Annotated in this window: 22 protein-coding genes and 1 tRNA gene; 5 read left to right on the plus strand and 18 right to left on the minus strand. The window is 62.4% G+C overall.

Features of this window, described 5'->3' with window-relative positions; all coding sequences use genetic code 11:
• Positions 1-228 precede the first annotated feature (228 nt).
• Positions 229-315, minus strand: a tRNA-Leu gene (locus ACQY6C_RS00935).
• A 171-nt stretch (positions 316-486) separates the two neighbouring features.
• Here ACQY6C_RS00935 and ACQY6C_RS00940 point away from each other — a divergent pair.
• Entirely contained in the window at positions 487-1,440 is a 954-nt protein-coding gene (locus ACQY6C_RS00940) for a complex I NDUFA9 subunit family protein (protein ID WP_427963690.1), read from the plus strand.
• Between the two features lie 20 nt (positions 1,441-1,460).
• On the opposite strand, the gene ACQY6C_RS00945 is transcribed toward ACQY6C_RS00940, so the two are convergent.
• Together ACQY6C_RS00945 and ACQY6C_RS00950 are read right to left on the minus strand one after the other, a co-directional pair.
• Positions 1,461-1,955 (minus strand): NfeD family protein, encoded by a 495-nt coding sequence (locus tag ACQY6C_RS00945; RefSeq protein WP_427963692.1) that lies wholly within the window; start codon positions 1,953-1,955, stop codon positions 1,461-1,463.
• Positions 1,955-2,944: an SPFH domain-containing protein gene (locus ACQY6C_RS00950; protein ID WP_427963694.1), complete on the minus strand. Its 990-nt coding sequence runs from the start codon at positions 2,942-2,944 to the stop codon at positions 1,955-1,957. Before ACQY6C_RS00950 ends, ACQY6C_RS00945 begins: the two co-directional genes overlap by 1 nt.
• Before the next feature lie 137 nt (positions 2,945-3,081).
• On the opposite strand from ACQY6C_RS00950, the gene ACQY6C_RS00955 reads away from it, so the two are divergent.
• On the plus strand, positions 3,082-3,546 hold the full coding sequence (locus ACQY6C_RS00955) for a protein tyrosine phosphatase family protein (protein ID WP_427963696.1): 465 nt from the start codon (positions 3,082-3,084) through the stop codon (positions 3,544-3,546).
• A gap of 10 nt (positions 3,547-3,556) precedes the next feature.
• Here ACQY6C_RS00955 and ACQY6C_RS00960 read toward each other — a convergent pair whose 3' ends face one another.
• The 5 genes from ACQY6C_RS00960 to ACQY6C_RS00980 form a co-directional block, all read right to left on the minus strand.
• The gene (locus tag ACQY6C_RS00960; RefSeq protein WP_427963698.1) at positions 3,557-4,432 is read right to left on the minus strand and encodes a dienelactone hydrolase family protein; all 876 of its coding nucleotides are present in this window, start codon (positions 4,430-4,432) and stop codon (positions 3,557-3,559) included.
• Between the two features lie 66 nt (positions 4,433-4,498).
• Positions 4,499-5,518, minus strand: coding sequence for an NAD(P)H-dependent flavin oxidoreductase (locus ACQY6C_RS00965; protein ID WP_427963700.1), 1,020 nt, complete (start codon positions 5,516-5,518; stop codon positions 4,499-4,501).
• Positions 5,519-5,610: 92 nt separating this feature from the next.
• On the minus strand, positions 5,611-6,540 hold the full coding sequence (locus ACQY6C_RS00970; protein WP_427963702.1) for a GGDEF domain-containing protein: 930 nt from the start codon (positions 6,538-6,540) through the stop codon (positions 5,611-5,613).
• Between the two features lie 289 nt (positions 6,541-6,829).
• Positions 6,830-7,501, minus strand: a complete 672-nt coding sequence (locus tag ACQY6C_RS00975; RefSeq protein ID WP_427963704.1) for a helix-turn-helix domain-containing protein — start codon at positions 7,499-7,501, stop codon at positions 6,830-6,832.
• A gap of 141 nt (positions 7,502-7,642) precedes the next feature.
• Positions 7,643-8,923: an aspartate kinase gene (locus ACQY6C_RS00980; RefSeq protein WP_427963706.1), complete on the minus strand. Its 1,281-nt coding sequence runs from the start codon at positions 8,921-8,923 to the stop codon at positions 7,643-7,645.
• A gap of 52 nt (positions 8,924-8,975) precedes the next feature.
• Between ACQY6C_RS00980 and ubiG the strand changes: the two genes are divergently transcribed.
• On the plus strand, positions 8,976-9,743 hold the full coding sequence (gene ubiG / locus ACQY6C_RS00985) for a bifunctional 2-polyprenyl-6-hydroxyphenol methylase/3-demethylubiquinol 3-O-methyltransferase UbiG (RefSeq protein ID WP_427963708.1): 768 nt from the start codon (positions 8,976-8,978) through the stop codon (positions 9,741-9,743).
• Here the strand turns inward: ubiG and ACQY6C_RS00990 are convergent.
• A complete protein-coding gene (locus ACQY6C_RS00990; RefSeq protein ID WP_427963709.1) occupies positions 9,718-10,785 on the minus strand; it encodes a glycerophosphodiester phosphodiesterase family protein in 1,068 nt (355 codons plus the stop codon). The genes ubiG and ACQY6C_RS00990 overlap by 26 nt on opposite strands.
• 20 nt (positions 10,786-10,805) lie before the next feature.
• Here ACQY6C_RS00990 and ACQY6C_RS00995 point away from each other — a divergent pair, with 20 nt between their 5' ends.
• Positions 10,806-10,958, plus strand: a complete 153-nt coding sequence (locus tag ACQY6C_RS00995) for a hypothetical protein (protein WP_427963711.1) — start codon at positions 10,806-10,808, stop codon at positions 10,956-10,958.
• A gap of 27 nt (positions 10,959-10,985) precedes the next feature.
• On the opposite strand, the gene ACQY6C_RS01000 is transcribed toward ACQY6C_RS00995, so the two are convergent.
• The 9 genes from ACQY6C_RS01000 to ACQY6C_RS01040 all read right to left on the minus strand — a co-directional run bounded on the left by ACQY6C_RS01000 (position 10,986) and on the right by ACQY6C_RS01040 (position 15,514).
• Entirely contained in the window at positions 10,986-11,330 is a 345-nt protein-coding gene (locus ACQY6C_RS01000) for an ArsC family reductase (RefSeq protein ID WP_427963713.1), read from the minus strand.
• Positions 11,327-11,641, minus strand: a complete 315-nt coding sequence (locus tag ACQY6C_RS01005; protein ID WP_427963715.1) for an antibiotic biosynthesis monooxygenase family protein — start codon at positions 11,639-11,641, stop codon at positions 11,327-11,329. Before ACQY6C_RS01005 ends, ACQY6C_RS01000 begins: the two co-directional genes overlap by 4 nt.
• 9 nt (positions 11,642-11,650) lie before the next feature.
• Entirely contained in the window at positions 11,651-12,115 is a 465-nt protein-coding gene (gene ruvC, locus ACQY6C_RS01010) for a crossover junction endodeoxyribonuclease RuvC (RefSeq protein WP_427963717.1), read from the minus strand.
• Between the two features lie 11 nt (positions 12,116-12,126).
• Complete coding sequence (locus ACQY6C_RS01015) at positions 12,127-12,882, minus strand: YebC/PmpR family DNA-binding transcriptional regulator (RefSeq protein ID WP_427963718.1); 756 nt, start codon at positions 12,880-12,882, stop codon at positions 12,127-12,129.
• Positions 12,883-13,039: 157 nt separating this feature from the next.
• Complete coding sequence (locus ACQY6C_RS01020) at positions 13,040-13,906, minus strand: alpha/beta fold hydrolase (protein ID WP_427963719.1); 867 nt, start codon at positions 13,904-13,906, stop codon at positions 13,040-13,042.
• A gap of 58 nt (positions 13,907-13,964) precedes the next feature.
• Positions 13,965-14,447 (minus strand): arsinothricin resistance N-acetyltransferase ArsN1 family B, encoded by a 483-nt coding sequence (locus ACQY6C_RS01025; RefSeq protein WP_427963721.1) that lies wholly within the window; start codon positions 14,445-14,447, stop codon positions 13,965-13,967.
• A 2-nt stretch (positions 14,448-14,449) separates the two neighbouring features.
• Positions 14,450-14,797, minus strand: a complete 348-nt coding sequence (locus ACQY6C_RS01030; RefSeq protein WP_427963723.1) for a heavy metal-binding domain-containing protein — start codon at positions 14,795-14,797, stop codon at positions 14,450-14,452.
• A 51-nt stretch (positions 14,798-14,848) separates the two neighbouring features.
• The gene (locus ACQY6C_RS01035) at positions 14,849-15,085 is read right to left on the minus strand and encodes a DUF2312 domain-containing protein (RefSeq protein ID WP_203111360.1); all 237 of its coding nucleotides are present in this window, start codon (positions 15,083-15,085) and stop codon (positions 14,849-14,851) included.
• Positions 15,086-15,196: 111 nt separating this feature from the next.
• The gene (locus ACQY6C_RS01040) at positions 15,197-15,514 is read right to left on the minus strand and encodes a DUF1244 domain-containing protein (RefSeq protein WP_427963987.1); all 318 of its coding nucleotides are present in this window, start codon (positions 15,512-15,514) and stop codon (positions 15,197-15,199) included.
• 48 nt (positions 15,515-15,562) lie between these two features.
• Between ACQY6C_RS01040 and pyk the strand changes: the two genes are divergently transcribed.
• The gene (pyk, locus tag ACQY6C_RS01045) at positions 15,563-17,032 is read left to right on the plus strand and encodes a pyruvate kinase (protein WP_427963725.1); all 1,470 of its coding nucleotides are present in this window, start codon (positions 15,563-15,565) and stop codon (positions 17,030-17,032) included.
• Positions 17,033-17,078 lie beyond the last annotated feature (46 nt).

Genomic DNA, 17,078 nt, shown 5'->3' on the forward strand with positions numbered 1-17,078 from the left:
ATTGTCCGACCTTCGGCTGCAAAGAGCGAATCTTGGTGTCCGTTAGTGGCAATGGCCAATCCTCTGGCTGGACCAACTTCCCTCACTCTTTCGTTACCCCCAATATTACCCCCGAATCACGTGGATTAACGAGAATCAACCAGAAGCACCAGCAAACGAAAATGGCCGTTAAATCGCTGTTTTTCGCGACTTTAACGGTAAAATCAGAGTTGTCTAGAATTGCATAAATGGTGCCCAGAAGAGGACTCGAACCTCCACGCCCTTGCGAGCGCCGCCACCTGAAGACGGTGCGTCTACCAATTCCGCCATCTGGGCACACACATGCAGCGGGGTCATCGAAAGCCGCGCCGCTCGGTAGGAGCGCGCCAATAGCGACTGCCTGCCACCCCTGTCAACGCCCGTGATGCACCCGCGAGGCTTGCAGTCGCCAAAGCCTTGCGGCAAGGCGGGCGCCAACACCCACTCTCTCACAAATACGGACCGGCCATGGCTAAGACTGATCCCCTCAAGGACAAGCTCGTAACGATCTTCGGCGGCAGCGGCTTTCTGGGTAATTACCTCACGCAATCGCTGCTTGAGCGCGGCGCGCGCATCCGCCTCGCCAGCCGCACGCCCGAAAAGGGCTGGCCGCTCAAACCGCTGGCGAATCTCGGCCAGCTCCAACTTGCCCGCTGCGACGTCAATGACGAGCGCGCCGTGGCCGCAGCCGTCGCAGGCACGCATGCGGTGGTCAATCTGGCAGGATCGTTCAGCGGCGATCTGATGCAGCTTATGGGCGAAGCGCCCGGCGCAATCGCGAAGCACGCCAAGGCAGCCGGGGCTCAGGCGTTGGTGCATGTCAGTGCGATCGGTGCCAATTCCGAATCGCCGACCGCCTATGGGCGGGCCAAGGCGCTGGGTGAAACCCGCGTTCTCGAAGCCTTCCCGACAGCGACAATCGTCCGCCCTTCGGTCCTGTTCGGCAAGGATGACAATTTCATCAATATGTTCGCCGGGCTGATCCAGTTCGCCCCCGTGCTGCCGGTTTTCGGCCCCACGGCAGAGTTGCAGCCCGCCTATGTCGACGATGTCGCCGAAGCAATCGCCCAGTCCGTGCTGGGGCCGGGCAAGCATGGCGGCAAGACATTCGAACTGGGCGGACCCGAGCGGATGACGATGCTGGAGCTCAATGAGCGGATTGCAGCCGCGCAGGGACGCAAGCGGTATTTCATCGCCATGCCGGATGCGCTGTCGGCGATTTTCGCTGCGCTTCCGCTGACCCCCATGTCGAGCGACCAGTGGAAATTACTGAAAGCAGGCAACGCAGCCTTGGGCAATTATCCGGGCTTCGACGAGCTGGGTATCGAGCCAAGACCGCTCGGCCTGTTCCTCGACAAGTGGATGGTACACTTCCGCACGCATGGCCGCTTCGGCCTCAAGGACGCCGGGGTCACCGCCTGAGCGCGCGCTAGCTCGCCCGGCTATCCCGCTTCGCCTGCCTCGCCATCCTGTTGCGGCGGTGGCAGGGCGGCTTCGATCGCTTCGACAATCAGGATCGCCCCGTCGCTACCGGTGATGCGCACGCGCGCGCCCACGTCCATGTCGGGACCGCGCGCGAGCCACTCGCTGTCGCCCAGCTTGACCCGGCCGGTGCCGCCATCGAGCGCTTGCGTCACCAGCGCAGTCTCCCCCACCAGCCGCGAACCGCGGCGGTTGAGCAGCGGATCCGCGCTTTCGATCGGCGTATCGCGCAGGAAGCGTTTGGCGCTGAAGGCCGCGATCAGAGAAAGCGAGACGAAGATGACCACCTGCGCCGGCAGGCCAAGGTCGAGCCCCAAGGTCAGCAAGCCGGTGATGATCGCCGCGACCGCCAGCCAGATCAGATAGACGCCGGGCACAAGCATTTCGAGCGCGGCCAGAACCAGCCCGATCGCGATCCATACCCAATGCGGATCGAAGGAGCCGAAATCGTCCATCAGCTATCGCCTGAGCGCGGCACACTGGCGCGCGGGCGGCTGGGCGGGAGCGGTTGGCCCGAGCGGGTTGTGACATCGCCTTCGGTCGGTTTGATCGCGTCTTTCACCAGTTCGCCGATCCCGCCGAGCGAGCCGATCAGCTGGGTGGCTTCGACCGGGAACAGGATCGTCTTGGCATTGGGGCTTTCCGCGAACTTGCCCACCGCCTTGGTGTATTCCTGCGCGACAAAATAGTTGATCGCCTGGCTGCCCGAGGATGCGATGGCGTCCGACACCAGTTGAGTGGCGCGGGCTTCCGCCTCTGCAGCGCGTTCGCGAGCCTCGGCGTCGCGAAAGGCCGATTCACGCTTGCCTTCCGCTTCGAGGATCGACGATTGCTTGCGTCCTTCAGCGCGCAGGATCGAGCTGGTCTTGTCGCCTTCGGCCTCGAGGATTTCGGCGCGCTTCAAACGCTCCGCCTTCATCTGCCGCGCCATTGCTTCGGAAATGTCCAGTGGCGGGCGAATATCCTTGATCTCCACGCGGGTGATCTTGACGCCCCAGGGCGAGGTCGCATGATCGACCACCGCCAGCAGACGGGCGTTGATCTCGTCACGCTTGGACAGTGTCTCGTCAAGATCCATGCTGCCCATCACCGTGCGCAGATTGGTGGTCGTGAGCGCCATGATCGCCTGGTAGAGATTGGCCACCTCGTAAGCCGCCTTGCCCGCATCGAGGACCTGGAAGAAGACCACCGCATCCACGCCGACCATGGCGTTATCCGCCGTGATGATCTCCTGACCGGGAATGTCGAGCACCTGCTCCATCACATTCACCTTCTGCCCGACGCGGTCGATGAAGGGGATGATGATGTGCATGCCGGGATCGGCGGCGAGCGTGAACTTGCCGAGCCGTTCGATGGTATAGACGTAACCCTGCTTCACCACGCGCACTGCCATCAGCAGGAACACGATCAGCAGGAACAGCAGAGCGATTAGCACGTAACCCATGGAAATTGGCTCCTTTCGGTCCTCTGGTGGCAATCTAGACTGCGGGATCGCCTTGGCCAAGCGAAAGCGGAGAAAATCGACATGGTCCGCGCGGCTGCTATGAAACGGTTCCGAACAATTGGAGCAGCTACATGGCCATGAGTGACGTTTCAGATCCGCAGTATATCCGCAATTGGCAGCGCAGGCCTGACGGCATCACGACCTCGGGCAAGCTCGATGCGGGTGACCCTGCGCGGCTGGCGGCAATCGGGGTCAGGCATGTGGTCAATCTCGCGCTGGACAATCATCCCGAAGCGCTGGCGGGTGAGCGCGAGCTGCTGGCGCAGCACGGCATCGGCTATACGCATATCCCCGTGCCTTTCGATGCGCCGACGCGCGAGCACGTGGCGGCTCTGCGTGACGCCATCGACCAGGCCGAAGGGCCGGTCCATGTGCATTGCATCATGAATTACCGAGTCACGGGCTTCTTCTACCTGCTCGACCGAGAAAGCGGCCTGCCGGAGCCCGAAGCCCGCGCGCGCATGACTGCGGTGTGGAACCCGCTCGACAGCGATGAGCCCGCCGCACAGCCATGGAAGGCGTTGCTGAGCGGGGAAGGCTGAGAACCAGCCGCTAGAGTGTGCGCTTGTAGAGCGCCAACAGCGCCGCCCAGGCCTCTTCCGCCGGGCCTTCGGCATAGGACGGGCTGTCAAGCACCGTCCAGCCGTGATCGCCGCCATAGACTTTGATATCTGCAGTGCGACCCGCCGCATCTGCTGCCTCGCGTAAGGCGGTCTTGTCGTCGGGTGCCTTGGCATCATCGTTCTGAGCGATCGCGATCAACAGCTCCGCCTGCATCTTGCCCATGACCGCATGCGGACTAAGCGGATCGTCAGCACGCACAAGCCCTCCGCCATGGAAACTTGCCGCCGCTTTCACCCGCTCAGGGACTGCCGCCGCAGTCCACAGCGCGAAGGAACCTGTCATGCAATAGCCCTGCGTGCCGATCCCGCGAGCCGTATCGACGCCGTCCTGCGCGTCGATCCATGCCACCACGCTGCGCGCGTCGCGCGTCACCGTTTCGGCGGTAAACTTCTCGCGCCACGGCCCGACCTTCTGGAAGCCGCCCTCGTCGATGAAGGCAGCGAAATCCGCGAATTGCTCGCCCGCAACATCGCGGTAATAGGGATTGGCGACGAAAACTGCATAGCCTTCGCCCGCCAGCCTCCTAGCCATGCTGCGTTTGGCTTCGCGCAGGCCAGCGATATCGGGCCACATGATGACGCCGGGAGCCAACCCGCTTGCGGGGCGGACGAAGAATCCGTCCATCGTCCCGTCGGCAGTTTCGAAGGTGACCCCGCTTTCGGTCAGTTCGATCAAACCGTCTTCGGCATTGCTCTGTCCCGAGGAGCCACAGGCGGCGATTGTCGCCGCGCCCGCCAGCACGCCGAACTGCCGGCGGCTGATGCGCTCGCGCGCCCATTGCTTCAGATTGGCTTCGTCGCACATGGGTGCACTCTCCTTCGTTTCCGGTCGAAACGAAGACTATGGTGCCATACCATCATCGACAAGGGCTTAGCGGCGCGAGAGCGCCTCTTCGCTTTCGGCCATCAGCGTAGCGATGATCTCAGCCACAGGCTCTTCTGCCTTGACCATGCCGACCGACTGGCCCGCCATCAGGCTACCGCCCTCGACATCGCCATCGATTACTGCGCGGCGCAATGCACCGGCCCAGTAATGTTCGATCTGGAGCTGCGCTTCGTCCATCGCCACTTCCTCTCGGTCGAGCTTTCCGGCGACCTCGATCTGTTTGGCGGTAAAGGATTCGGTGCCCTTGTTCTTGAGCGCGCGGACCGGAATGACCGGCAGGCGCGGATCGACCTGGACGCTGGCCACTGCATCGCGGGCCGAAGCGCGGAAGAATGCCTTCTTGAAATCGGGATGCGCGATGCTCTCGCTGGCGCAGGCGAAACGCGTGCCGAGCTGCACGCCAGCCGCCCCCATCTCGAGATAGCCCGCAATCGCCTGGCCCTTGCCGATGCCGCCTGCAACGAAGATCAGATGCTCGTCCGCCAGCGCGGGCAGCATCTCCTGCGCCAGCACGCTGGTCGAAACGGGACCGATATGGCCGCCTGCCTCCATCCCTTCGATCACCAAAGCATCGGCACCGGAACGCAGCAGCTTCTTGGCCAGCGCCAGCGTGGGTGCGAAACAGATCACCTTGGCATCCGCGCCGCCTTCTCCCTTTATCGCTTCGACGCTGCCCTTGGGCGGAATACCGCCCGCCAGCACGACGTGGCCCACACCATGCTTGCGGCACACGTCGATCAGATCGAACAGCTGCGGGTGCATGGTGATGAGGTTCACGCCGAACGGCTTTGAGGTCAGCTTCTTCGTCTCGGCAATCTCGGTATCGAGCAGTTCGGGCGTCATCGCCCCGCACGCGATCACGCCGAAGCCCCCGGCATTGGAAATGGCGGAGACGAGATTGCGCTCCGACACCCAGCTCATCGCGCCGCACAGGATGGCGTAGTCGCAGCCGAGGAAGTCGGTGCCGCGTTTCATCAGCGCGGCCGTTTTTGAAAAGGTGCTCATGCTGAGCGCGATTAGGCGGGTCAGCGCGTGCGGGCAAGACGCTTCGCTGGTACCTTGCGGCATTATGCCCACCGGCGCCATGGCGACCAGTACTATGCCAGTCGGCGCTGCTCCATGCGGATCGACGCCTGGTGGCCCAATTCGCTGCGCCGCCCTCCCGCCGCCTGCGACAGGGTAAGCGCCAGCTCGGCGCTCGCCAGCACTTCGTCGCGGTCGCCGGACATGGCGGCGATCCCGGCGCTGGCGCTGACACGGATTTCCCCAGTGCCGCTCTCTTGCGAAAGGCGCGCGAAGATCTCGATCGCTTCGGCGGCTATGTCATGCGCTGCATGGACATCGACGTCAGGCAGGATCGCTGCGAACCTCTCCCCCTCCAGCCGGGTCAGGATGGGTTCGTCGCCCAACATGGCGCGCAGGAACTGGGCAAAGGCCCACAGCACCTCATCGCCCTTGCTCTGCCCATAATTGAGCGTGATGGCGCGAAAACGGTCGATCCCGAACAGGATCATCGCCCCCTTGTTCCCTTCGCGGCACAGCATCCGCGACATGATCGACATGAAGGCATGGCGATTGCCCAGGCCCGTCACCTGATCGGTCATCGAGGCGTTGAGAACCTCGTCTTCCAATGAGCGTCGATGGGCGATTGATCGCATGATGCCGATGGCGCCGGAGATTGTACCACTGGCATCGGGCGTGGGCCGAAGGGCGAGTGCATACCAGCGCTCTCCCACATCGATGTCACCGCCACTGCAGGCCGGGAACTCGATCCGGTCGGCGCTTGGCCTGCCACCAAGAGCGTCCTTGCAATATTGCCGCACCCGCGCCGCGTGACCGCCCTGCGCAATATCTGCGATATGCGGCGCGATCAGCATTGCACCGAGTTCGATCCCGAAGCTCTCGAGCCCCGGCGAAGCTTCGGTCATGAAGCCCCCTGCATCGGTCTTCAGCAGAATGTCTCCGGCGCAATCGGCCAGCAATCCGCACAATATTGAACCGTCATCGACGGTGAATCTCCCGACCATTGCCGTGTGCCCCCTCGGCGTTGACGAAGTTCCCCAGTTGCTCCGCGCTCAGTCCGGCATATTGACGTTAGCTAACCCGTTTCCTTGCTTTCCCCGCCCTTTTTCCCCAAGCGGATCGGTACAAATCCCCATTCGCGTTAGCCGTGTAAACATACAAAACTGAATTACGAATCAACGACTTACTTCGTTTACCATAATTCCGCGAAGGGGCAGTTGGTTTTGCGGTGAACGGAGAGGCTGGCAGCAGACCATCGGGGCCGGAAGCGCAGCTGTGCAAGGACAGTGTCGATCAGACTTCGATCATGATGCGGACCCGATCGGGCGTCGTGCCATAGGCTTCAGCAATCTGCTTGCGGCTCGTTTCGAGCAGTTCTGAGATGCCGGGCGGCTCACTGAAACTGGCCAGCTCGTTTGGCTCGATCCCCAGCGCTGCGGCGATCGCCGGCAAGCGCTCCTCGACCGGACGTGCCTTGCCCTTTTCCCATGCCCAGACAGTCGGCTTGCTGACCCCGAGCTGGTCGGCGACTTGCGCCAAGGTCATTCCGCGCTGTTTGCGCAGGTTTTCCAGCCGCTTGCCGAACAGTTCGCCAGTCGCCCTGCGCCCGATGCTCGGTTGGCCGATTTCCGGCGGCAAGGGAGCGGATGCGCGCAGTTCGGTAGCGCTCAGCGCCGCAGCGCCTAGCCGTTCGTCGAATGCGCAGCCGAACAGCATACCGCTCGCCCAGACCACGCGCGCGCTGGCGAGCCCGGCCTCTGGGATCTCGACCGCAAGCCGTTCGTCCACACTCAGGGCAAGCGTGGTTTCAAGCAGCATCCCGGTGGCCGAGACATTGTGCACGACGACATTGGCCTGCTCCCCGCTGGGAAGTGTGCCGCTTGTTTCAAGCAGCAGGTGCCGGCGCGGATCAGCCCGCGATTCAATACTTAACTCACTTGATTCGAGATGCGCCTTCAGCGGCATGGGTGTCGCTCCTTCTGAACCCTGAAGGTCGAAGGGCGGAGTTAAGGATTGGTTATCAGGCCGCGTTAGCGCGGTGGGCCGTTTCGCACTGTCGCCTAGCGTTGGACAGCACGCATTTCCATACCGAGAAGCCGGTGCGCGTCAGGCGGCCTCGTCTTCGGAATCGAGCCCATAGGCGGTGTGCAGAACGCGCACGGCCAGTTCGGTCTCATCCTCGTCGATCATCACCGAAACCTTGATCTCGGAGGTCGAGATCGCCTGGATATTGATCCCGCGATCGGACAGCGCGCGGAACATGGTGCTGGCGACACCTGCGTGGCTCTTCATGCCCACACCGACCACGCTGATCTTGGCGACCTTGCTGTCAGTGATGATGCGGTTGAAGCCGATGTCGCCGCGCTTGTCTTCCAGCAACGCCTGCGCCCGTGCCAGATCGGTCTGCGGCACGGTGAAGGTCACGTCGGTCTCGCCCTTGTCGCGGCCCACGTTCTGGATGATCATGTCGACATTGATCGAAGCATCGGCGAGCGGCTCAAAGATATGCGCCACCGCGCCCGGCTTGTCAGGTACGCGGGTCAGGATGATTTTCGCTTCGTTCTTGTCGTGAGCGATACCGGTGACGAGCTGGCGTTCCATGTCGCCCTTCTCCACTAATTGATCCATTTCCTCATCCGACACGATCAGCGTGCCGGGCAATTCATCGGCGGGCACGGCATCATCGCCGATAAAGCTCGAAAGCACCTGCACCCGCACGCCTTCCTTCATCGCCAGTCCGACGGAGCGAGTCTGCAGCACCTTGGCCCCGACTGAAGCGAGCTCCAGCATTTCCTCGTAAGTCACAGCCTTGAGCTTGTGCGCCTTGGCCACGATACGCGGGTCGGTAGTATAGACCCCGTCGACATCGGTGTAGATATCACAGCGGTCCGCCTTGACTGCCGCCGCCACTGCCACCGCCGAGGTGTCCGAACCACCGCGCCCCATGGTGGTGATGCGGCCTTCTTGCGAAATACCCTGAAAACCGGGGATCACCGCGATCTCGCCGCGGTCCATCGCTTCAATCATGCCGGGCGCATCGATCGTATCGACCCGCGCCTTGGCATGGGCCTCAACCGTGCGGACCGGCAATTGCCAGCCGAGCCAGCTACGCGCCTTGCAGCCCATCGATTGCAGCGTCAGCGCCAGCAATCCGCTGGTGACCTGCTCGCCGCTCGCAACCACCACGTCATATTCCGCCGGATCATAAAGCGCATTGGCTTCGCGGCAGAAATTGACCAGCCGGTCGGTCTCGCCTGCCATCGCGCTTACGACCACGGCAACCTGGTGCCCGGCGGCCTGCTGTTTGCGCACGATATTGGCCACGCGACGAATGCGTTCGGTCCCCGCCATCGAGGTGCCGCCGAATTTCATCACGATACGTGCCACGAGTAATACGCTCCTTCTGGAATCGCGCTCCGCGCGCTGTTAGGGGCAGTATATGGGCGATGCAACTGTATCAGACGCAATGAAATCTACGGGCGGCACAACCATCCGTCCCGATGAAGCTGCGCATTTCGGGGCGCTGGCGCGCGAATGGTGGAATGCCAAGGGCCCGATGGCCTCGCTCCACCAGGTCAATCCGGTGCGTCTGCGCTTCATCCGCGAGGCGGTGGACGCGCATTGGGGTAGCGATCGCGCCGGCATCCGCCCGCTCGCGGGAAAGGCCGCGCTCGATGTCGGTTGCGGTGCCGGGCTGGTGTGCGAACCGCTGGCGCGGCTGGGCGCGGATGTGACCGGTGTGGATGCTTCGGCGGAGAATGTGGGTGTCGCCAGCGCCCATGCAGAGGGCGCCGGACTCGATATCCGCTACATGTCTGGGGAACTGGCGAGCCTCGACATCGGAGCATTCGATCTCGTCACTTCGCTGGAAGTGGTGGAGCATGTCGCCGACAAGCCGAAGTTCCTGTCATCGCTGGCGGAAAAGCTCGTACCCGATGGGCTGCTGGTGCTCTCGACCCCCAACCGCACCACGGCGAGCAAGCTGTTGCTGGTCGAAGCGGCGGAGCGGACCGGCTATGTCCCGCGCGGCACCCATGACTGGGACGATTTCGTGACGCCTGAGGAGTTGCGCGAATTGCTTGCCGCGGCCGGGCTGGAAATGGGCGAGCCGCAAGGCATCACCTGGCGACCGGGCAAGGGGCTGCACCTGTCGGTGAGCGACCTTTCGCTCAACTACATCGTCACCGCCCGGCATCGAGCTCGCTGAGCGCGCCCACGACAAGCCCAGGATCGTCGGTGAAAATGCCGTCGATTCCCTGGACCACTAGCAGATTGACCATCCCCAGCACGTCGCCGGTGCCGCCATCCTGCGATCCGCGTTTCAGCACGGGCGGAAGGAAGGCGTTCTCCTTGCGCAGGGTCCAGCCATGTACCTTCAACCCGGCATTGTGCGCGTCATCCACCAATCCTGACGGTATGCCATCGGGGCCGAATGCCAGACGCAAATCGATCCCTATCGCGTCGGCATATTTGGCGACTTCCGCCAGCCCCGTGGGCGTGATCATGTCGCCATAATACATATCGGGCTCGTCCGCCGGGCCGCCGCTTTCGGCGACAAGCTGCACCAGCCTGAAACCACTGCGTTGCTTGAGCCGCTGGAGCGTCCCGACTTCGAAGCACTGGATGAAGATCGGATCGTCCGCGGTAATACCGAATTTGCGCAATTCGTGCAGCAGCAGGTCAACCATGTCGATGCCCGAATTCTGCAGCAGGAAAGTGGGATGCTTGATTTCAGGATAGATGCCGATCCTGCGCCCGGTCTCGGCTTCCTTTGCGCGGACCAGCGTGACGATCTCTTCAAGTGTCGGCACCTGGTACAGCCCGTTGAATCGCGCATTGGCAGGGCGGATCGCGGGGATGCGCTCCTTCGCCCGCAGCGTCCGCAGCTCCGCCAGCGTGAAGTCCTCAGCGAACCAGCCCGCAACGCGCTGGCCATCCACGGTCTTTTCGCGGCGGCGGTCCTCGAACTCCTCACGGCTTGCGACATCGGTGGTGTCGGACAGCTCGTTTTCATGCCGCGCGACCAGCGCCAGGTCCTTGGTCACGACCAGATCGGGCTCGATATAGTCCGCACCTTCATCGATCGCACGCTCATAGGCGGCAAGCGTATGTTCGGGCCGCTCGCCGCTGGCACCGCGATGGGCAATGACGATCGGGTTTTCCGCCGCCACGGAAACAGCCGGATACGCCAGGGCCAGCAGCATGGTAGCCGCCACGGTAATCATTTCCCTGAACCTGCCTTTAGACATAGGCGTCACATCCTGCGCGCATGTTCAAATACCTCATCCTGCTTGTCGCAGCCGGTGGAATCGGCCTGTGGGCGACCGGTTATGATCTGGCCAAACTCAAGCATGAGTTCCAGAGCTATTCGCATTCCGAGGCGGAGCAGTTCAGCGGTCGGGCCTTTCTTGGCGACAATTAGCTCGGCGGTGGCCAGAGCGCACTGGCTCTAGAATACCTCCGCCCATTCGCTTTCCTTGAAACCGACCAGCAACCCGCCATCATATTCGACCACCGGACGCTTGATCATGCTCGGATTGGCTTCGAGTAGCGTCACCGCCTTCGCGGCATCGATATCCGCCTTTTCTGCGTCGGAAAGCTTGCGAAAAGTCGTGCCGCGCCGGTTGAGTATCGTATCGACGCCCTTGTCCGCGATCCACACTGCGAGTTTCGCCGGATCGGCGCCTTCCTTCTTGTAATCATGGAAGGCGTAATCGAGGCCCTGCCGCTCGAGCCATTTGCGCGCCTTCTTGACTGTGTCGCAATTGGGGATGCCGTAAAGCTTGATCGTCACGTGTCGTCCTTAGCCTTGAAATTGTGAACCTTTGGGGAATCGCAGGCGAACAATGTGTAGCTCGCATAATAATCCTGGCGCCCCCTGGCCTGGACCTCCGCGTGTTCGGCCACCCGCCGCCAGCCGAGCGCGGCCGCTTCGTCCTCCCATTCGGAGATAGCCACGACCTCGCCGTCATCGGCGGTGTAGCTCTTGAACGAAAGGAAGCCCGGCTGCGCGCTTGCCAGTTCAACCATCCTGTCGGCATCGGCGGCATAGGCCGCCGCATCCATGTCGGCGCGTTTGCGATTACGGAACACGACCAGATACACGGCTCTCTCCTACCCTAGATTCGCATCGGCAATCGCCACCGCCAGCGCATCAGCGGCGTCGGCTCCGGCGATTGCTGCGCCGGGTAGCAGCACCTTGAGCATGGCCTGCACCTGAACCTTGTCTGCTCCACCGGTGCCGGTGATCGATTTCTTGACCAGTCGCGCGGCGTGTTCGTTCACGCTGAGCCCATGAGCTGCACAGGCGGCCAGCACCGCACCGCGCGCCTGCGCCAGCTTGAGCGTCGTTTGCGGGTTCTTGTTGACGAAGATTTCTTCCGCCGCCGCCCGATCGGGTGCGTGCGTCTCGATCACGGCACGGATCGCATCATGCAGATGATGCAGCCGCACGGCGATCGGTGCCTTGGCATCCGTCTTGACCTGGCCGTTGGCGATGTGGCTGATGCGCGATCCCTCGGCCCGGATCACACCCCAGCCGGTACAACTGAGCGAAGGATCGAGGCCGAGGATCAGCACCGCGTTCCGGCTCAGTCGCCGAGCTTTTCCATGATGTCGTCGGAGATATCGTAATTGCCCCACACGGTCTGCACATCGTCATCATCGTCGAGCGCATCGACCAGCTTGAGCAACGTTCCGGCAGACTTTTCGTCCATCTCGACGGTCAGATTGGGCTTCCACGCCAGCTTGACGTTCTCCGCTTCGCCCAGCGCCTTTTCCAGCGCACCGGCGACTTCGTGAAGCGATTCCGCGCTGGTCCAGATCGAGTGGCCGCCATCTTCGCCCATCTCGCTTTCGACATCGTCCGCACCCGCTTCGATCGCGGCTTCCAGAATCGTGTCCTCGTCGCCCGCGCTAACCGGATATTCGATCAGGCCGACACGCTCGAAACCGTGGACCACGCTGCCTTCGGTGCCGAGGTTGCCGCCGTTCTTGCTGAAACAGGTGCGCACATTGGTGGCTGTGCGGTTGCGGTTGTCGGTCAGCGCTTCGACGATGATCGCGGAGCCGCCCGGACCATAACCCTCGTAACGCACTTCTTCGTAACTATCGCCGTCGGCAGCAGAGGCCTTGTCGATCGCACGCTGGATATTGTCCTTGGGCATGGACTGCGCCTTGGCGTTGTTGACCGCCAGGCGGAGGCGCGGGTTCATGTCCGGATCGGGCGTGCCCATCTTCGCCGCCACGGTGATTTCGCGGCTGAGCTTGGAAAAGAGGTTCGAGCGCTTCTTATCCTGCGCACCCTTGCGGTGCATGATGTTCTTGAATTTGGAATGGCCTGCCATGGCTTCGCTTAAGTCCGTATCGATGGTTTGGAATGACTGCCGCAGCCCCTAGAGTGATTTCGAGTGAATTGGCAACATTTCAGGACTCGTAAATCGCGGCCGGACAAGTGCGTTGCGCCGAGCAACGGGGGCGACGGATAGCAGAACTGCGGTCCGGTCAGAGCGGCATATAGCGCGCAAGGAAGCCCATTACCGCGGTGTTGAAGACATCGTTCTTGTCGCCTGCAACCATATGCCCCGCTCCGCCCACATCGGCGATCTCCACATGCGGCACCTTGGCCTTGAATGCCGCGATGCCCCTGTCCGAAACCATGTCGCTGAGCATCCCGCGCACGACCAGCACCGGCACATCGCCATCCTCGCCGATCCGCTGCGATGAACGCTCCAGCGGCTCGTGGAACCGGCCCGCATCCTCGATATCGAACATCACCGGGTCCCAATGCCAATGGAGCCGCCCGTCATCGCGCAGGCGCAGGTTCTTCATCAGCCCGCTCGGATCCCTGGGCCGGGGCCGCTCGGGATAATAGGCCGCAACCGCATCGGCCGCTTCGTCCAGATTGGCGAAGCCTGCGTGATGCGCATTCATGAAGCCGACGATCCGCTCCACCCCGGTGCGCTCCATCTCGGGCACGATATCGACCAGAATGATCGCGGCCGGTTTCAGCCCTTCGCCTGCAGCATGGATCGCGGTGAGCCCGCCCATGGATGCGCCGACCAGCGCATAGGGAACGGTGCAGCCGTCAACCACGGCGCGGACATCTTCGATCCGGTTCTGAAGCGCATAGGCCTGGTCAGGCGACCAGTCGCTCTCACCATGGCCGCGCGCATCGAGATTGACGACGCGATATCCCGCCGCAACCAGCGCGCGCATCGCACCCGCCCAGCTATGCCGTGTCTGCCCGCCGCCATGCATCAGCAGCACCAGCGGCGCGCCTTGCGGCCCGGCAACGTCAGCCGCCAATGTGAGCCCATCCGATGTGACGAAGTGTTGAACCAGCGATTCGCTAATATTGGTTTCGGCCATTTTGCTGCCGTGCTTCCCGGTTTGTTATGTGCACAGCGGCCCTATGAGAAAAGGTTGCTTAGAGCAACCTTTGCCACCAGCCCACGTCGCGCCAGCCGCCCAGCTTGTGGCCAACCTCGCGATAAATCCCGACCGGCGTGAACCCCATGCGCTCATGCAGAGCGATGCTTGCATCGTTGGGCAAAGCGATACCGGCAAAAGCGGCGTGATAGGTGCGCCCCAGCAGCGGGAGCAATTCGCCATAAAGCGCGCTGCCCAGGCCCTGCCGCGCGAATGCATGCTCGACATAGACCGCCACATCGCAGGAACTGGCATAGGCCGCGCGCGTCCGGTGCGGCGAGCCATAGGCATATCCGGCGGTTGCGCCGTCGATCTCGGCCACCAACCAACCGTGAGTTGCGCCGTAGCTTTCGATTCGCCGCGCCATCTCTGCTGCATCGGGCGGTTCGGCCTCAAAGCTCACCCAGCTTTCGCTGACGAATGGCGCATAGATTTCCGCGCAGCGAGCGGCATCGTCAGCCGTCGCCGCACGGATCTGCACGGTCAGACTTTCACCGCCGTGCCACTGGCCGAAACCATCAGCATCGACCCTGTATCGCCGATCACCTCGTAATCGAGATCGACACCCACCACGGCATTGCCGCCGCGCGCGCCGCATTCGGCCTGCAATTCATGGATCGCCTGTTCGCGCGCTTCGGCCAGGATACGCTCATAGCTGCCCGAACGCCCGCCCACGATGTCGCGAATATTGGCAAACAGGTCGCGGAACAGGTTGGCGCCAACGATCACTTCGCCCGTCACGATGCCCAGATATTGCTGGATCGGCTGCCCCTCGATCGTGGGTGTGGTTGTAACGATAATGCCGCGTGCGTCTTTCCAGGGTCCGGCCATGAATTTCTCCTTTGAAGCTGTATTATAATGATAATACAGAAGACCGGAAAATCAACCGAGGCCGAGCGCCGCCTTGTAGGTATCGAGCACCATTTCCATTTCGGCGCGATCATCGGGCTTCATCTTACGCAGACGCACGATCTGGCGCATGATCTTGGCGTCGTAACCAACCGCCTTGGCTTCGGCATAGACGTCGCGGATATCGTCGGCGATGCCCTTCTTTTCTTCCTCGAGGCGTTCGATGCGCTCGATCAGCAGGCGCAGGCGGTCGTCGGTGGCTTCGGCCATGTCGTATCAGCTCCAGTGAAATGAGAATCGCGAGAGATTCGGTTGGCGGCTCGATAGCCAGCGGGCGCGAGCCCGTGAACCCGGCGAATCCTCAATCCACCGTATTTTCGACTACTGGTTCTTTTTGAGGCTCGCTTCCATCGCCGCGAGCTGTTCTTCGGTGGCGGGTTTCTGGCGCGTGGCCTTCCATTCCTCCATCGGCATGCCGTGGATCAGCTCGCGCGCGGCAGGCTTGTCGCCTTCGTATCCAGCATCACGAATCCAGTCCGCCAGGCAATTTCGGCAAAAACCCGCCAGCCCCATCAGCTCGATATTCTGCGCATCATGGCGGTGGCGCAGGTGGCGGACCAGCCGCCGAAATGCCGCCGCCGCTACGGCATCGTCGAGTTGATCCAGTGCATCGGGGGCGGAGGGCGCATTCGTATCCATCATTACTTGTCCTTGAGTTGCCCAAAAGCTGTGCCATAGCACTCATCCATGTCAAACCCCGATCTCCAAAGGCTCGATCCACGCGGTCGCAAGGTCAAGATCCTCGCTACGGTTGGCCCCGCCAGCCGCAGCCCCGAAATGCTCGCCAAGCTGCTCAAGGCCGGCGCAGACGCCTTCCGCGTCAATATGAGCCATGGCGACCATGAAACCCATGCCGCCACGATCAAGGCGATCCGCGCGCTTGAGCGCGAGTTCAACCGCCCGGTTGCGATCCTGGCCGATCTTCAGGGCCCCAAGCTGCGCGTCGGCACTTTCAAGGACGGGCAGGCGGTGATCCGGCACTCGGGCCATTTCACGCTCGATCGCAATCCGGAGCCGGGCGACGAGAAACGCGTCTGCCTGCCGCATCCCGAATTGTTCGGTATCCTCGAGAAGGGCCAGCGCCTGCTGATCAATGACGGCAAGATCCGGCTCAAGGTGATCCGCGCGAGCGAAGAGGAGATTCTCTGCTCGGCCGAAGTCGGCGGCGTCATCTCCGACCGCAAGGGCGTGAACGTGCCTGACGCCGAAGTGCCGATTCCCGCGCTGACGGAGAAGGATCGCAAGGATCTCGCCTTTGCAGTCGAGAATGGCGTCGACTGGATCGGCCTCAGCTTCGTTCAGCGACCCGAAGACCTCGCCGAAGCGCGCAGGCTGATGGGCGGATATGGCGCGCTTTGCGCCAAGATCGAAAAACCCATGGCGGTTCGTCGTCTCAGCGAAATCATCGAACTGTCGGACGGGATCATGGTCGCGCGCGGCGATCTGGGGGTCGAGCTCGAACCCTATGAAGTCCCGCCGCTGCAGAAGAAGATCGTCAACGCCACGCGTATGGCGGGCAAGCCGGTGATCGTGGCGACGCAGATGCTCGAGTCCATGATCTCCTCACCGGTTCCGACCCGCGCGGAAGTTTCCGATGTCGCCAATGCCGTTTATGACGGCGCCGACGCGGTGATGCTTTCCGCCGAAAGCGCGGCAGGCGAATGGCCCGAGGAATCGGTTGCCATGATGGACAAGATCGCGATGCAGGTTGAGCGCAGCGAGGATTACAAGGCGCGCGTCCGCTTCCTCGAGACGCCGCCCGATGCGACCACCAGCGATGCGCTCGCCCATTCATGCATGACGATCGCCGATACGGTGTCGATCAGTGCAATAACCGTTTTCACCTCATCCGGCTCGACCGCCCGGCGCGTGGCGCGAGAGCGGCCCGCTACGCCGATGCTGGTGCTGACCCCTTCAGACAAGACCGCGCGGCGCGTGGCGCTGCTTTGGGGTGCGCATGCCGTCGCGACGAAGGACATCGGCAGCTTCGAAGAGATGATTGCCAAGGGCAAGCGGATGGCGCTGCGGCATGGATTCGGTAAGGCCGGGAGCAAGCTGATCGCGCTGGCGGGCGTGCCGTTCGGCACACCAGGAGCGACGAACCTGCTGCATGTCGTCACGCTGACCGGCGACGAGCTGGACCGGCACGAGAGTTGATAGCCTCAAACGTCCGTTAATGACCCCGTTGCCGACGTTAGACATC

It is taken from the genome of Altererythrobacter sp., assembly GCF_050299635.1.
In the GTDB taxonomy this organism is placed as follows: Bacteria; Pseudomonadota; Alphaproteobacteria; order Sphingomonadales; family Sphingomonadaceae; genus Erythrobacter.

Excerpts from the sequence above, each read along its gene's own strand:
- ACQY6C_RS00940 (WP_427963690.1), top strand. The coding sequence starts at position 487 with ATGGCTAAGACTGATCCCCTCAAGGACAAGCTCGTAACGATCTTCGGC.
- ACQY6C_RS00945 (WP_427963692.1), bottom strand. The coding sequence starts at position 1,955 with ATGGACGATTTCGGCTCCTTCGATCCGCATTGGGTATGGATCGCGATC.
- ACQY6C_RS00950 (WP_427963694.1), bottom strand. The coding sequence starts at position 2,944 with ATGGGTTACGTGCTAATCGCTCTGCTGTTCCTGCTGATCGTGTTCCTG.
- ACQY6C_RS00955 (WP_427963696.1), top strand. The coding sequence starts at position 3,082 with ATGAGTGACGTTTCAGATCCGCAGTATATCCGCAATTGGCAGCGCAGG.
- ACQY6C_RS00960 (WP_427963698.1), bottom strand. The coding sequence starts at position 4,432 with ATGTGCGACGAAGCCAATCTGAAGCAATGGGCGCGCGAGCGCATCAGC.
- ACQY6C_RS00965 (WP_427963700.1), bottom strand. The coding sequence starts at position 5,518 with ATGAGCACCTTTTCAAAAACGGCCGCGCTGATGAAACGCGGCACCGAC.
- ACQY6C_RS00970 (WP_427963702.1), bottom strand. The coding sequence starts at position 6,540 with ATGGTCGGGAGATTCACCGTCGATGACGGTTCAATATTGTGCGGATTG.
- ACQY6C_RS00975 (WP_427963704.1), bottom strand. The coding sequence starts at position 7,501 with ATGCCGCTGAAGGCGCATCTCGAATCAAGTGAGTTAAGTATTGAATCG.
- ubiG (WP_427963708.1), top strand. The coding sequence starts at position 8,976 with ATGGGCGATGCAACTGTATCAGACGCAATGAAATCTACGGGCGGCACA.
- ACQY6C_RS00990 (WP_427963709.1), bottom strand. The coding sequence starts at position 10,785 with ATGTCTAAAGGCAGGTTCAGGGAAATGATTACCGTGGCGGCTACCATG.
- ACQY6C_RS00995 (WP_427963711.1), top strand. The coding sequence starts at position 10,806 with ATGTTCAAATACCTCATCCTGCTTGTCGCAGCCGGTGGAATCGGCCTG.
- ACQY6C_RS01015 (WP_427963718.1), bottom strand. The coding sequence starts at position 12,882 with ATGGCAGGCCATTCCAAATTCAAGAACATCATGCACCGCAAGGGTGCG.
- ACQY6C_RS01020 (WP_427963719.1), bottom strand. The coding sequence starts at position 13,906 with ATGGCCGAAACCAATATTAGCGAATCGCTGGTTCAACACTTCGTCACA.
- ACQY6C_RS01030 (WP_427963723.1), bottom strand. The coding sequence starts at position 14,797 with ATGGCCGGACCCTGGAAAGACGCACGCGGCATTATCGTTACAACCACA.
- ACQY6C_RS01035 (WP_203111360.1), bottom strand. The coding sequence starts at position 15,085 with ATGGCCGAAGCCACCGACGACCGCCTGCGCCTGCTGATCGAGCGCATC.
- ACQY6C_RS01040 (WP_427963987.1), bottom strand. The coding sequence starts at position 15,514 with ATGGATACGAATGCGCCCTCCGCCCCCGATGCACTGGATCAACTCGAC.
- pyk (WP_427963725.1), top strand. The coding sequence starts at position 15,563 with ATGTCAAACCCCGATCTCCAAAGGCTCGATCCACGCGGTCGCAAGGTC.